The sequence below is a fragment of the Inquilinus sp. CAU 1745 genome, from assembly GCF_039839375.1.
Classification (GTDB): domain Bacteria; phylum Pseudomonadota; class Alphaproteobacteria; order DSM-16000; family Inquilinaceae; genus JBDOQU01.
On sequence record NZ_JBDOQU010000001.1, the window covers coordinates 151,468 to 165,430 of the forward strand.

Genomic DNA, 13,963 nt, shown 5'->3' on the forward strand with positions numbered 1-13,963 from the left:
GAGGACGCCATGCCTGCATCTTCGAAGGCGGACACCTTCACCTTCCGTCTCGATCCCGCCCTGAAGTCCGCGTTCACGCGGTCCGCCGCCTCTGAACACAGGCGGCCGGCAGAGTTGCTGCGTGATCTGATGCGCGATCATCTGGCGCGGAACGAGCGCCGTGCGTTCGAGGAGGAAGCCCGCCGTCAAAGCCTCGTCATCGCCGCCGCCGCCCGCGATCCGGAAAGCGACGAAGCGCGCGTTATTCGGGAACTGGAGAACGATCTCGACGCGTTCGGTGACGAATGGAAATAGCCCGGGGCGACCTGGTCACCATCGCGATCGCCGGCGATTACGGGAAGCCGCGCCCGGCGCTGGTGGTGCAGGCCGATTCCTTCACGGCGCTGGACTCCGTGACCGTACTTCGGCTCACCAGCGATCTTCATGACACACCGTTGCTCCGGGTGACGGTCAGGCCGACGCCGGAGAATGGCCTCAGGCTGGTGTCTCAGATCATGGTCGACAAGGCGGCGACGGTCCCGAGGACGAAGATCCGTCAGAAGATCGGGAAAGCCGATACGGAGACTCTTCGCACGGTCAACCGGGCGCTCGCCCGCTTTCTCGGTTTGGCGTGAAGTTTCCCCCTCATGGTGAGCCTGTCGAACCATGACTTTCTGGTCATGCCGGACTTGATCCGGCATCCATACGATGTTGATGAAGGCTGCGGCCGGGCCCGTTCCTGCACCGCCGGCGAAGCTGCGAGGGTCTATGGATTCCGGCTCGGGGGCCGGAATGACCAAAAAGGGGAACTTGCCCCTTCTTCCTCATGGTGAGCCTGTCGAGCCATGTGTGCCCGCATCTTTCGACAGGCTCAAGATGAGGGACCGCTCCGGCGCTCCGAGCCTACCCCGGCGGCGAACTCCGGCTAGCCGCCATCTGGTCGATGCCGATGGTGTCCGCCATGTCGAACATCGGGCCGAACGCCTTGGGCTCCTGGGCGCCGGAGAGGGCGTAGCGGCGTTCGAAGACGAAGCAGGGGACGGCCTGGATGCCCAGCCGCCGGGCCGCCGCATCCGCCTTCTGGACGCCGTTCACATCCTCCTCGCTCGCCAGATGGTCGAGGATCGCCCGGCGGTCCAGCCCCATCGCCTCACCCGCCGCGGCCAGAATTTCCGGGTCCCCGATATCCTTCCCGTCCTTGAAATAGACCTCGAACAGGCGGTCCACGGCGTCCGACGCTTCCATTCCCTTGTCCGCGGCGTAGCGGACGAAACGGTGGGCATCGAGCGTGTTGGGCGTGCGCTCGATGTTGGAAAGGTCGATGTCCAAACCGTCCCGCCGCGCCGTCTCGGCGATGACGGCGTAGATCTGAACGGCCCGCTCCTCACCGCCGAACTTCATCGACAGGTAGGCCCGGCGGTCCATGCCCCTGCGCGGCATTCCGGGATTGAGCTGGAACGGCATCCAGCGGAAGGACGGCCGCAGCGACGGTCGCTCGCCCAGCGCCCGCTCCATCCGCTTCTTGCCGATATAGCACCAGGGGCAGACGAGGTCGTAATAGATGTCGATCAGCATCGGACCATCATAGCCCCGCCGGGGGCTGGGAAGGTCAACAACTTCTCGTTAACGAAGATGAACTAGATTTGATCGATTGCCATCGTGGAGGATCCGATGAGCCTGCATCCCTATGTCGGCGACCGTGTGACCGAGGCTCTGGAGAAGTCGAAGGGCGATCCGGCCGCCGCCCAGCGGCTGTTGCTGGCGCTCTGTGACCGGGACGAGCATTTCCTGAAGCTGATCGCGGGACCCTTCCTGAAGGGCATCGTCGCCCACGCCATCCAGGCCGGCGGGCGTCAGGAGAAGCCGGCATCCCGCCCGCGCCGGGAGTTGAGCGGCCAGGCCTTCGACGACATTGTCGGCGCGATGGGGCGCAGGATCGGCGTCGGCGCGCAGCCCAGCGGCATGACGGCGCTGGTCAGGCCGCCCCAGCCGGTGGCGGCGGGCCAGGGCCATCAGGAAACCATCCGCCACCTCGCCGCCGCCTATTCCAGCGGCCGACGGAAAGGCTGATCCTTAGCGGACCAGCGCGTCGAACCGCTTCAGGAAGGCCGCCTTGGCGTCGTCCGGCGCCATCGGCGCCAGCCGCTCCGTCCTTACCTTTCTGCGATATTTCAGCACCTTGCGTGCTTCTTCCTCGCCGAAACCGGCAAGGTCGACGGCTTCGGAATAGGCGCAGACGCGGTCGGCTTCCTTGATCGCCCGGGCGATCGTGACCGGCAGCGACGCCGGCAGGTCGAAGCGAATGTGTATCGCCCGCTGCAAACCCTTCTCCACGATCTTGTAGTCCGGCCCGATCGCCCCCTTGAAGGGCGAGATCATGTCGCCGATTACATACTCTGCCCCGTCATGCAGCAGGGCCGCCAGCCGCCAGCGGCGGTCGGCGGCGGGTTTCTCGCGACCGAAAACCTCCTCGACCAGCAGGGAGTGCTGCGCCACCGACAGCGCGTAGGCTCCGGAGGTCTGGCCGTTCCAGCGCGCGACGCGGGCGAGGCCGTGGGCGATGTCCTCGATCTCGATATCGAGCGGGGAGGGGTCGAGCAGATTGAGTCTCCGTCCGCTCAACATCCTCTGCCAGGCGCGCATGGGTTGTCCCCGCAATCTCGGTTCGGTAATGAAGGTCATCGCTGCCACGGCGCGGAGGCTTCTGTAAAGCTCCGCTTGCGCTCCTCATCGGGCTTGCAAAGGGCCGCCCGGCGGGCTATCTAGCCGCCGTTGCTTAACCACACACGCGGGCATGTGGGCTGTCGGATGGACCGGCGGCTCTCTCCGGTGTCTTTTCGCGCGTTCTCCTTGAGGGGACGACGGAAGGACGGAAACCCGCGGAGGACCAACCGGAAAAGGATTATTCCATGGCCACCCCGACATTCACCATGCGCCAGCTTCTCGAAGCCGGCGTCCATTTCGGTCACCACACCCGCCGCTGGAATCCCAAGATGGCGCCGTTCATCTTCGGTGTCCGCAACGGCGTTCACATCATCGATCTGGAACAGACCGTTCCGATGATGCATCGGGCGCTCGAAGCCGTCCGCGAAGTCACCGCCAATGGCGGCCGCGTCCTGTTCGTCGGCACCAAGCGCCAGGCGCAGGAGCGCATCGCCGACGCGGCCTCCCGCTGCGGCCAGTACTACGTCAACCACCGCTGGCTCGGCGGCATGCTGACCAACTGGAAGACGATCTCGCTGTCGATCAAGCGCCTGAAGGAGATGGACGAGGTGCTGGGCCAGCCGGAAACCGGTCTGACCAAGAAGGAGACGCTGACCCTGACGCGCGAGCGGGACAAGCTGCAGCGCGCGCTGGGCGGCATCCGCGACATGGGCGGCCTGCCGGACATCCTGGTGATCATCGATACCAACAAGGAATCGCTGGCCGTCCAGGAAGCCAACAAGCTGGGCATCCCGGTCGCCGCGATCCTGGACAGCAACTCCGATCCCGACGGCATCACCTTCCCGGTCGCCGGCAACGATGACGCGCTCCGCGCGGTCGAGCTCTATTGCGACCTGTTCTCCCAGGCCGTCCTGACCGGCATCGAGGCGGAGATGTCCGCTTCGGGCATCGATATCGGCGAGAGCGAAGCGCCGGTCGAGCCGGCGCTGCCGGAAGAGGCGCCCGCGACCGCTGAGACTGGAACCGCTGAGACCGGAACCGCCGAGACCGAGACCAAGGCCGAAGCGGTCGAGGGCGAGAAGGCGAGCGCCTGACATTGAACGAGGGGTCGGGCGGCTTCGGGCCGCCCGATTTCTTCGCGACCGACCGTTTGTTTCTGACTGGATTTTTGAAGAGGTAAACCCATGGCGGAAATCACCGCTGCGCTGGTGAAGGAGCTCCGGGAGAAGACCGGTGCTGGCATGATGGACTGCAAGAAGGCGCTGGCCGAAAGCGGCGGCGACGTGGAAGCGGCCGTCGACTGGCTGCGCAAGAAGGGCCTGGCCGCCGCCGCGAAGAAGTCCGGCCGCGTCGCCGCCGAAGGACTGGTCGGCGTCGCCACGCGCGGCACGGCGGGCGCCGTGGTCGAGGTCAATTCCGAAACCGATTTCGTCGCGCGGAACGACAAGTTCCAGGCGTTCGTCGCCAAGCTGGCCGAACTGTCGCTGGATGCGGACGGGGATGTCGAGGCGCTGAAGGCGACCGACTATCCCGGCACAGGCCGGAACGCCGCCGACGAGCTGACGCACATGATCGCCACCATCGGCGAGAACATGAATCTGCGCCGCACCGCCTCCCTGTCGGTCGCAGAGGGCGTCGTCACCTCCTACGTCCACAATTCGGTGGTTCCGGGGCTGGGCAAGATCGGCGTCATCGTGGCGCTGGAATCCGCCGCGCCGGCCGACAAGCTGAATGAGCTGGGCCGGTCGATCGCGATGCACATCGCCGCCGCCCGGCCTGAGGCGCTGGACGTCTCCTCGGTCGATGCGTCGCTGCTGGACCGCGAGCGCGAGGTCCTGTCCGATCAGGCGCGCGCCAGCGGCAAGCCGGAGGAGATCATCGCCAAGATGGTCGAAGGCCGCCTGCGCAAGTACTACGAGGAAGTGGTGCTGCTGGAGCAGGTCTACGTCATCGACGGCGAGACCAAGGTGAAGGATGTCGTCGCCAAGGCCGGCAAGGATCTGGGCGCGCCGGTCGCGCTGAAGGGCTTCGTCCGCTACACCCTCGGCGAGGGCGTGGAGAAGGAGGAAAGCGATTTTGCGTCCGAGGTGGCGGCAACCCTTGCCGGTTGATCGCGTTCAACACCAGACGTTCTAGGACTCCACCATCCAGAGAGGGATCGATGCCGCCCGCCCCACGCTATCGACGCGTTCTGCTCAAGATCTCGGGCGAGGCGCTGATGGGAGGCCGGGATTACGGCATCGATCCCGAAATGGTGAATCGCGTGGCCGAGGACGTGGCCCAGGTCCATGCGATGGGCACGGAGATCTGCCTTGTCATCGGCGCCGGCAACATCTTCCGGGGCATCAGCGGCGCGGCCCAGGGCATCGAGCGGGCCACGGCCGACTATATGGGCATGCTGGCGACCGTCATTAACGCGCTGGCGATGCAGAGCGCCTGTGAAAAGGCTGGGCTGCACACCCGCGTCCTCTCCGCCATCCCCATGGCGACGGTCTGCGAACCCTATATCCGGCGTCGCGCCGTCCGGCATATGGAGAAGGGCAGGGTGGTGATCTTCGCCGCCGGCACCGGCAACCCGTTCTTCACGACAGACACCGGTGCTGCCCTGCGCGCGTCGGAGATGGATTGCGATGCTCTTCTGATGGGCAAGCAGGTCGATGGCGTCTATGACGCCGATCCGAAGAAGGTCGACGGCGCGAGACGTTACGACCGGCTGAGCTACATGGATGTCCTGTCCAACGACCTTCGGGTCATGGACCATTCCGCCATTTCGCTTGCGCGCGAAAACAATATCCCAATCCTGGTCTTCTCGATCGACGCTCCGGGTGAGTTCGCCGAAGTGGTCGCCGGTCGGGGCCGTTACACAATCATAAGCGAGGAGCGCTGAAAAATGGCGGAGCCCGATCTCAAGGACATCGCGAAGCGGATGGACGGCGCGGTCAGCGTGCTGAAGACCGAATTCGGCGGGCTTCGCACCGGCCGCGCGTCGACCAGTCTGCTCGAACCCGTGACGGTCGAGGCCTATGGCAACCCGGTGCCGCTCAACCAGGTCGGCACCGTCGGCGTGCCCGAACCGCGCCTGCTGACGGTCCAGGTCTGGGACCGGGGGATGGTCAAGGCGGTGGAGAAGGCGATCCGGGAAGCGGGGCTGGGGCTGAACCCGCAGCCGGACGGCAATCTGATCCGCGTGCCGATCCCTGAACTGAACGAGGAACGCCGCCGCGAATTGACCAAGGTTGCCGGCAAATATGCCGAACAGGCCCGCATCGCGGTCCGGAACGTCCGTCGCGACGGCATGGACATGCTGAAGAAGGCGGAAAAGGACAACGAGATCAGCCAGGACGACCACAAGCTCTATGCCGACGAGATCCAGTCGATGACCGATGCCCACACCAAGGCGATCGACGACGCTCTCGCGACCAAGGAAAAGGAGATCATGCAGGTCTGACCCCCTGCATGGCCGGAACTCCGCCGATGCAGCCTCTTTCATCTCCCGCTCTGCCCGCGCCCGCGCATGTCGCCATCATCATGGACGGCAATGGCCGCTGGGCGCGCATGCGCGGCCTGCCCCGCACCGCCGGCCACCAGCGCGGCGTGGAGGCCGTGAAGGGCGCCGTGGAGGCGGCGGGCGAACTCGGCGTCGGCTATCTGACGCTGTTCGGCTTCTCCACGGAGAATTGGACACGCCCGTCCGATGAGGTCGGGGAGCTGATGCGTCTTCTCCGCTTCTACCTCCGCAGCGAGGTGGCGGAGCTTCACCGCAACAATGTCCGCCTGCGCGTGATCGGGGAGCGCGACCGGCTGGCCCGGGACATCGCCGACCTGATCGGCCATGCGGAAGAGATGACGCGGTCGAACACCGCGCTCAACCTCACCATCGCGCTCAGCTATGGCGGTCAGCAGGAGATCGTGGCCGCTGCCCGTGGGCTGGCGGAAGATGTGAAGGAGGGCAGGGTCGCCATCGGGGATATCGACCAGGCCATGGTCTCCTCACGGCTCTTCACCCACGATCTGCCGGACCCCGACCTCGTCATCCGGACCAGCGGAGAGAAGCGGATCAGCAATTTCCTGCTCTGGCAGGCCGCCTATGCGGAACTGGTTTTTCTGGATACGCTGTGGCCCGACTTCACTCGCGCCGATCTGGAGAAGGCTATTGGGGAGTTTCACCGGCGTGAACGGCGCTTTGGAGCGGTCGGCAGTCAGTAAGCGCAGCAATCTCAGGCTCAGGATTCTCACATCGCTGGTGTTGGCGCCCGTCGTTCTGGCGGCGATCTATGTCGGCGGGGCGATCTACGCCTGCACGATCGCGCTCGTCATCGCTCTCGGCTTCGCCGAATGGCTGGCGATCACGCTGCCGAATGAACGGGGGGTGCTGCGCGACCTGGCTATCGGCATGTCGATCGCGCTGGTGCTGGCGACGGCGGCAGCCGGTATGATGACAGGGCTGGTCCTGCTTGTCGCCATGCAGGGCCTGCTGCTGCTGGCGCTGGGATTTCGCGGCGGCGCGGCGGCCGCGCTCGGCCTCTCTTATCTGGGCGCGTTCGCGCTGGCGCTCCTCTGGATCCGGTCCAGCGGCACGCTGGGCGGCTTCTGGACGGTCGCATGGCTTGTGATCCTGGTCTGGGCCACCGATATCGGCGGGTACGTCTTCGGCCGGTGGATCGGCGGCCCGAAGCTGGCGCCGGTGATCAGCCCGAACAAGACCTGGGCCGGCCTCATCGGCGGCGCTGGGCTGGCTCTTGTGATCGGACTGGCCCTGCTGCCGCTCGCGGGGCTGGCGATGCCGGTCTGGGGCGTCGCCGTGCTGGCCATATGCCTGGCTGTGGTCGCGCAGGGCGGCGACCTGTTCGAAAGCGCCATCAAGCGCCGGTTTGGCGTGAAGGACAGCGGCACGATCATCCCCGGTCATGGCGGCGTCCTCGACCGGGTCGACGGGCTGATCGCCGCCGCGCCGGCGCTGGCGCTGCTCCATCTCGGTTTTGGGATTTTTTGAAGCGATGGTCGTCGGTCTTTCTCACAACTCTCCGCGCCGGGTGACGGTCCTGGGCTCCACCGGGTCGGTCGGGCGCAGCACGGTCGATCTCCTGTCCCGAAACCTTGAGGATTTCCAGGTCGAGGCGCTGACCGCGAACCGGAATGTCGATCTTCTGGCGGATCAGGCGAAACGGCTGGGCGCGCGTCTCGCCGTGGTCGCCGACGAAAGCTGCTATCTGGCGCTGAAGCAGGCGCTGTCGGGGACTGGAATCGCCGTGGCGGCCGGCCCCGACGCGGTCATCGCCGCGGCCGAGCGTCCCGCGGACTGGGTGATGTCCGCCATCGTCGGGGCGAGGGGGCTCGCGCCCACCCTGGCGGCGGCGCGGCAGGGCGCCATGGTCGCCTTCGCCAACAAGGAATGCCTCGTTTGCGCCGGCCCCCTCCTGCTGGAGCAGGTGCAACGCCACGGCGCGACGCTGCTGCCGGTGGACAGCGAGCACAATGCGATCTTCCAGGTCCTGGACGCCCGCAACCGCGACAGCGTCGACCGGCTGATCCTGACCGCCAGCGGTGGGCCCTTCCGCTCCCGAACCTTCGGTGAGATGGCGGCGGTCACGCCGGAGGAGGCGGTTGCCCATCCGACCTGGGACATGGGCGCGAAGATCTCCGTCGACAGCGCGACAATGATGAACAAGGGGCTGGAGATCATTGAGGCCTCCCTGCTGTTCGGCCTGCCGGAAGATCGCATAGACGTGCTGGTGCATCCGCAGTCGGTGGTCCACAGTATGGTGGAATATTCCGACGGTTCGGTGCTGGCGCAGCTTGGCACGCCGGACATGCGGATACCGATTGCCCATGCGCTGGCCTGGCCGCGCCGCATGGCGACCCCCAGCCGCCGTCTGGGGCTTGCCGACATCGGACGGCTGGATTTCGAGCCGCCGGACCCGGAGCGGTTTCCGGCGCTCAGGGTGGCGCGGGAGGCCCTGCGCCGGGGCGGCGGCGCGCCGACGGTGCTGAACGCGGCGAACGAGGTCGCGGTGGAGGCGTTCCTCGCCGGCGGACTCCGGTTCCTGGACATCGTCGGCGTGGTCGAGCATGTGATGGAGGCGCTCCCCACCGGGGAAGTCGCCGACCTGGACATGGTCGCCGCGCAGGACGAAGAGGCGCGCCGGATCGCGCTGGCGCGGGTGCGCGATCTTCGTTAGACATTCTTCTGGCTTAGGCAAGGGGCCGCCCGGCCGGCGCGCGCCTTGGAGGATTTGACCGATGGACTTTATTGGCGGGTTCGCCTCCTACCTTCTGCCCTTCCTGATCGTCCTGACGGTTCTGGTCTTCGTGCATGAGCTGGGCCATTACTGGGTGGCTCGCAGGAACGGCGTCAGGGTGGAGATATTCTCCATCGGCTTCGGGCCGGAAATCTTCGGCTTCAACGACAGGGCCGGGACGCGCTGGAAGTTCAGCGTCATCCCGTTGGGCGGCTATGTGAAGATGTTCGGCGATGCCGGGGTGGCGTCGACGCCGGGCGGCGAACTGCCGACCATGACGGCCGATGAGCGGGCGGAATCCTTCCATCACAAGCGGGTAGGGCAGCGCGCCGCCATCGTGGCCGCCGGGCCGGCGGCGAACTTCATCTTCTCCATCCTGTTGCTGGCCGCGCTCTTCATGACCAGCGGCCATCCCTTTCCGGCGGCCGTCGTCGGCAGCGTCGTCCCCGGCAGCCCGGCGGAACAGGCGGGCTTCCAGCCGGGTGACGAGGTGGTGAGCGTCGCCGGCCGCCCGGCCGACCGTTTCGCGGAGCTTTCGGGGCTGATCCAGGCGGCGGGACCGGGGCCGATAGAGATCGACATCGAACGCGAAGGTGAGGAATCGACCCTGTCCGTCACGCCGGAATTTGTGACGGTGGAAGGCGCCGATGGGCAGCCGGTGGAGATATTGCGCGTCGGCATCGGAGCCGAATCCGGCCCGTTCGGCATCCTCCGGTCGGTGGGGATGGGCGTCAGCGAGACCTTCACCCTGTCGGCCATGACCCTGTCGGCCGTGGGGGAGATGATCACCGGCGAACGCAGTACGGAGGAACTGGGCGGCCCGCTGCGCATCGCGCAGATGTCGGGCGACGTGGCCCAGGTCGGAATCATCGCCCTGCTCTGGTTCATGGCGATCCTCTCGATCAATCTCGGCCTCATCAATCTTTTCCCGGTGCCGATGCTCGATGGCGGGCATCTGCTGTTCTACGCGGTGGAGGCGATCCGGGGACGGCCGCTGGGGGAACGCGCCCAAGAATATGGTTTTCGCGTTGGGCTGGCTTTGGTATTAACGCTCATGATCTTTGCGACCTGGAATGATTTGGTTCAACTCAAGGTCGTAGCGTACGTAAAGAACCTGATTTCTTAGGGCCGGGCGGCAAATCAAAATCTGGGGGAAGTCTTGGCGCGTTTTATCGGGCGGACGGTTCGACTTTGCGCTTTGGTCGGCGCAGCCATGTGGGTCTCCACTCCGCCAGCCATCGTATCGGCTCAGACCGCCATCAGCGGTAATGTCATCCAGGATATCGAGGTCGTCGGCACCCAGCGTATCGAGCCGTCGACCGTCATCTCCTATCTGACGATCCGGCCCGGCGACGCCTTCAGCCAGGCCGAACTCGACGCCTCGCTCAAGAGCCTGTTCGACACCGGCCTGTTTGCCGACGTGACCCTGCGCCAGGAAGGGTCGACGCTGGTCGTCTCGGTGGTCGAGAACCCGATCATCAACCGGATCGCGTTCGAGGGGAACCGCCGGCTGGACGACGATGTGCTGCTGGCCGAGGTTCAACTTCGCCCGCGCGTCGTCTTTACCCGCACCCGCGTCCGCGGCGACGTCTCCCGCCTGCTGGAGGTCTACCGCCGCAGCGGCCGGTTCGCCGCGACGATCGAGCCGAAGGTCATCGAGCTTGACCAGAACCGGGTCGACCTCGTGTTCGAGATCGATGAAGGCCCGATGACCGGCGTCCGCCGCATCAGCTTCGTCGGCAACCGCCGCTTCAGCGACAGCGCGCTGCGTGATGAGCTGCAGACCACCGAATCCCGCTGGTGGCGGTTCCTCACCTCCGACGACACCTACGATCCCGACCGGCTGGCGTTCGACCGCGAATTGCTGCGGCGGTTCTACCTATCGGAAGGCTATGCCGATTTCCGCATCATCTCCGCCGTCGCGGAGTTGACGCCCGATCGGGAGGATTTCTTCATCACCTTCACCATCGATGAGGGCGAGCGGTACAAGTTCGGGGAGATCGACGTCTCCACCGTGCTGCCCAACCTCGATGTCGAGGTGCTGAGGGACGAGATCACGACCGAAAGCGGCGACTGGTACGATAGCGAGGAGGTCGAGGAGACGATCGAGAACCTGACTGTCGCGGTCGGCAATCTCCAATACGCCTTCGTCGATGTTCGTCCCGTCATCACGCGGGACCGCGAGAACCAGACGATCAACATCACCTATGAGATCAACGAGGGCCCCAGGGTATTCGTCGAACGGATCGAGGTCACGGGCAACACCCGCACCATCGACGAGGTGATCCGTCGGGAGATGGAACTGGTCGAAGGCGATCCGTTCAACTCGACCCGCCTGCGCCGGTCGGAGACGAACATCCGGAACCTCGGCTTCTTCGAACGGGTGGAGGTGACGACCCAGCCGGGATCGGCGCCCGACCGGTCGGTGGTGAATGTCGATGTCAGCGAGCAGTCGACGGGCGAACTGACGATCGGCGCCGGCTTCTCCAGTTCCGACGGTCCGCTGGGCGACATCCGGATCAGGGAGCGCAACCTGCTCGGCCGCGGGCAGGATCTCAGCGCCTCCTTCACGATCTCCGGATCGACGCAGGAATTCGACATCAGCTTCACCGAGCCCTATTTCCTGGACCGCGACCTGGCGGCGGGCTTCGACATCTTCCACATCACCCGCGACAACCAGGACGAAAGCTCCTACGACGAGAAGAACCTGGGCTTCGGCCTGCGGCTGGGCTACGCGCTGGGCCGCAATCTGCGGCAGACGCTGAACTACCGGCTGGCCGACCGGACGATCGAGAACATCGACCCCGACGAATCGATCTATATCCGCAATCAGGAAGGCCAGACCCTGACCTCCTCGATCGGGCATGAGATCACCTATGACCGGCTGAACAGCCGCATCAACCCGACCGAAGGCTACATCCTCAGCTTCGGCAACCAGATCGCGGGGCTGGGCGGCGATGTCCGCTATATCGACGCCACCGCCAGCGGCAGCATCTACTTCCCGGTGTTCGACCAGGTCACGCTGCGCCTGGGCGCGCAGGCCGGCGTCATCTACGGGCTGGGCGAGGATGTTCGCATCAACGACCGCTTCTTCGTCGGCGGCAGCAACCTCCGCGGTTTCGAGAGCGCGGGCATCGGGCCGCGCGATTTCGACGGCAACGCGCTGGGCGGCAATCAGTTCGCCGTCGGCACGGTGGAGGTCGCCTTCCCGCTGGGCCTGCCGGAGGAGCTGGGCGTCAGGGGGCGCGCCTTCACCGATGTCGGCATGCTGCGCGATTTGGACGAGGAGGAGATTGCCGGCGCGCCGATCTTCCAGGAAAATTCCATCAGGGCCTCCGTCGGCGTCGGCATCACCTGGACTTCGCCACTGGGGCCGATCCTGATCGACTTCGCCGTGCCGGTCATGAGCGAGGATTTCGACAAGGAGGAGAATTTCCGCTTCAGCTTCGGGACGAGATTCTGATCCATGCGCTTTTCGCCGGTAGCGGCGGCCTGCCTGCTGCTGTTGTTGGCCTGCTGGGGTTTCCCCGCGGCCGCTCAGGAAGGCGAGGCCGAGAATGCCACCCAGCAGGGGGTGACGGTCGCGATCGTCGATTTTCAGCGCGTGGTCCGTGAAAGCGTCGCGGCGGAAGGGATCCAGGAGCAGATCGACGTCTATCGGCAGAGCTATCAGGATGAGTTCGGCCAGATCGAGGAGCGGCTGCGCGCCATCGAGGACGAGCTGGCGGAGGCGCGGGCGACCCTGCCCGCAGATGAGTTCGCGCAGCGCCGCCGCGATTTCGAGGAGCAGATCACCGAAGCGCAGCAGCAGGCCCAGGTCAGCCGCGCGGCGCTGGACCAGGCGCTGGAAACGGCGATGGACGAGGTCCGGTCCACCCTGGTCGACATCATCGCCCAGATCGCGAGGGAGCGTGATGCCAATCTGGTGCTGAGCCAGTCGCAGATCATCCTGGCCGATCGCGAACTGGACGTAACGGAAACCGCTCTGGAACGTTTGAATGAAGAGCTGCCGGAGGTCGAGGTGATCATCCCGCCGCAGCCTGAAGAGGAATGACTTGGCCGATCCCCGTTTCTTTCAGAAGGCAGGACCCTTCACGGTAGGCGACCTCGCCGAAGCGGCGGAGGCGGAGCTGGCCTCCGGCGCGCCCGCCGACAGGCTGATCCAGGATGTCGCTCCTCTGGAGGCCGCCGGTCCCGACCATGTCAGCTTCCTGGATAACAAGAAATATCTCGATGCCTTCGCCACTAGCGCGGCCGGCGTCTGCATCGTCCATCCGGCCTTCGCGGACCGCGCCCCGGCCGGGATGGCGCTCCTGCTCAGCAAGTCGCCCTATCGGTCCTACGCGCTGGTTGCCCAGCTTTTCTATCCCTCTCCGCGCGCCGCCGGCGGGGTGGCGCCGTCGGCCAGCGTCGACTCCTCGGCCGTCATCGACCCGGAGGCCCGGATCGAGGCGGGTGCGGTCGTGGGGGCGGGCGCCAGGATCGCCGCCGGCGCGGTGATCCGGCCGAACGCCGTGATCGGCGCGGGCGTAGAGATCGGCGAGGATACGGAGGTCGGGGCCTGCGCCTCGCTCAGCCATTGCCTGATCGGCAGGCGCGTCAGGATCTATCCCGGCGTCCGCATCGGCCAGGACGGGTTCGGCTTCGCCATGGACCCGCGGGGGCACCTCAAGGTCCCGCAGCTCGGCCGGGTGATCGTGGAGGATGATGTGGAGATCGGGGCCAACGCCACGATCGACCGTGGCGCGGGTCCGGACACCGTCATCGGCCGGGGGTGCATGATTGATAATCTGGTGCAGATCGGGCACAACGTCGAAATCGGCGCGGGCTCGGTTCTCGTCGCCCAATCCGGCATCGCGGGCAGCAGCAAGCTGGGAGATTTCGTGGTTCTGGCGGCCCAGGCCGGCATCGCCGGACACCTCAAGGTCGGCTCGGGCGTCCGCATCGGCGGGCAGAGTGGCGTGATGCGGGATGTCGATCCGGGCCAGGAGGTCATCGGATCGCCCGCCGTGCCGGTGCGCCAGTTCTGGCGGCAATATGCCCGGTTCAGCAAACTGAGTGACGAGAAAGGCCGTTAAGAC

The 13,963-nt window shown here is 65.9% G+C and carries 16 protein-coding genes; 14 read left to right on the plus strand and 2 right to left on the minus strand.

Annotation, left to right across the window (positions count from 1 at the left end):
- Nucleotides 1-9: 9 nt before the first annotated feature.
- Together AAFN89_RS00735 and AAFN89_RS00740 are read left to right on the plus strand one after the other, a co-directional pair.
- The gene (locus AAFN89_RS00735; RefSeq protein WP_347534879.1) at nt 10-294 is read left to right on the plus strand and encodes a hypothetical protein; all 285 of its coding nucleotides are present in this window, start codon (nt 10-12) and stop codon (nt 292-294) included.
- Nucleotides 285-614 (plus strand): type II toxin-antitoxin system PemK/MazF family toxin, encoded by a 330-nt coding sequence (locus AAFN89_RS00740; protein WP_347534881.1) that lies wholly within the window; start codon nt 285-287, stop codon nt 612-614. The genes AAFN89_RS00735 and AAFN89_RS00740 overlap by 10 nt, the downstream gene beginning before the upstream one ends.
- Nucleotides 615-882: 268 nt before the next feature.
- Here AAFN89_RS00740 and AAFN89_RS00745 read toward each other — a convergent pair whose 3' ends face one another.
- The gene (locus tag AAFN89_RS00745; protein ID WP_347534883.1) at nt 883-1,554 is read right to left on the minus strand and encodes a DsbA family oxidoreductase; all 672 of its coding nucleotides are present in this window, start codon (nt 1,552-1,554) and stop codon (nt 883-885) included.
- Between the two features lie 96 nt (nt 1,555-1,650).
- Between AAFN89_RS00745 and AAFN89_RS00750 the strand changes: the two genes are divergently transcribed.
- On the plus strand, nt 1,651-2,049 hold the full coding sequence (locus AAFN89_RS00750; protein WP_347534885.1) for a hypothetical protein: 399 nt from the start codon (nt 1,651-1,653) through the stop codon (nt 2,047-2,049).
- Nucleotides 2,050-2,052: 3 nt separating this feature from the next.
- Here the strand turns inward: AAFN89_RS00750 and AAFN89_RS00755 are convergent, their stop codons facing one another.
- Entirely contained in the window at nt 2,053-2,622 is a 570-nt protein-coding gene (locus AAFN89_RS00755; protein ID WP_347534887.1) for an HD family hydrolase, read from the minus strand.
- 266 nt (nt 2,623-2,888) lie between these two features.
- Between AAFN89_RS00755 and rpsB the strand changes: the two genes are divergently transcribed.
- The 11 genes from rpsB to lpxD all read left to right on the plus strand — a co-directional run bounded on the left by rpsB (nt 2,889) and on the right by lpxD (nt 13,960).
- A complete protein-coding gene (gene rpsB, locus AAFN89_RS00760) occupies nt 2,889-3,737 on the plus strand; it encodes a 30S ribosomal protein S2 (RefSeq protein WP_347534889.1) in 849 nt (282 codons plus the stop codon).
- A gap of 90 nt (nt 3,738-3,827) precedes the next feature.
- Complete coding sequence (gene tsf / locus AAFN89_RS00765) at nt 3,828-4,754, plus strand: translation elongation factor Ts (RefSeq protein ID WP_347534891.1); 927 nt, start codon at nt 3,828-3,830, stop codon at nt 4,752-4,754.
- 50 nt (nt 4,755-4,804) lie between these two features.
- Nucleotides 4,805-5,530 (plus strand): UMP kinase, encoded by a 726-nt coding sequence (pyrH, locus tag AAFN89_RS00770; RefSeq protein ID WP_347534893.1) that lies wholly within the window; start codon nt 4,805-4,807, stop codon nt 5,528-5,530.
- A 3-nt stretch (nt 5,531-5,533) separates the two neighbouring features.
- Nucleotides 5,534-6,091 carry a ribosome recycling factor gene (gene frr / locus AAFN89_RS00775; RefSeq protein WP_347534895.1) on the plus strand — a complete coding sequence of 186 codons (558 nt, stop codon included), beginning with the start codon at nt 5,534-5,536 and terminating at the stop codon, nt 6,089-6,091.
- A gap of 26 nt (nt 6,092-6,117) precedes the next feature.
- The gene (locus AAFN89_RS00780; RefSeq protein WP_347534897.1) at nt 6,118-6,849 is read left to right on the plus strand and encodes an isoprenyl transferase; all 732 of its coding nucleotides are present in this window, start codon (nt 6,118-6,120) and stop codon (nt 6,847-6,849) included.
- On the plus strand, nt 6,815-7,636 hold the full coding sequence (locus tag AAFN89_RS00785; protein ID WP_347534899.1) for a phosphatidate cytidylyltransferase: 822 nt from the start codon (nt 6,815-6,817) through the stop codon (nt 7,634-7,636). The genes AAFN89_RS00780 and AAFN89_RS00785 overlap by 35 nt, the downstream gene beginning before the upstream one ends.
- Before the next feature lie 4 nt (nt 7,637-7,640).
- Nucleotides 7,641-8,822, plus strand: a complete 1,182-nt coding sequence (locus tag AAFN89_RS00790; protein ID WP_347534901.1) for a 1-deoxy-D-xylulose-5-phosphate reductoisomerase — start codon at nt 7,641-7,643, stop codon at nt 8,820-8,822.
- A gap of 61 nt (nt 8,823-8,883) precedes the next feature.
- Entirely contained in the window at nt 8,884-10,008 is a 1,125-nt protein-coding gene (gene rseP, locus AAFN89_RS00795) for an RIP metalloprotease RseP (protein ID WP_347534903.1), read from the plus strand.
- Nucleotides 10,009-10,095: 87 nt separating this feature from the next.
- Nucleotides 10,096-12,345 carry an outer membrane protein assembly factor BamA gene (gene bamA, locus AAFN89_RS00800; protein ID WP_347534906.1) on the plus strand — a complete coding sequence of 750 codons (2,250 nt, stop codon included), beginning with the start codon at nt 10,096-10,098 and terminating at the stop codon, nt 12,343-12,345.
- Nucleotides 12,346-12,348: 3 nt separating this feature from the next.
- On the plus strand, nt 12,349-12,936 hold the full coding sequence (locus tag AAFN89_RS00805; RefSeq protein ID WP_347534908.1) for an OmpH family outer membrane protein: 588 nt from the start codon (nt 12,349-12,351) through the stop codon (nt 12,934-12,936).
- Between the two features lies 1 nt (nt 12,937).
- Nucleotides 12,938-13,960 carry a UDP-3-O-(3-hydroxymyristoyl)glucosamine N-acyltransferase gene (gene lpxD, locus AAFN89_RS00810; RefSeq protein WP_347534910.1) on the plus strand — a complete coding sequence of 341 codons (1,023 nt, stop codon included), beginning with the start codon at nt 12,938-12,940 and terminating at the stop codon, nt 13,958-13,960.
- Nucleotides 13,961-13,963: the final 3 nt, after the last annotated feature.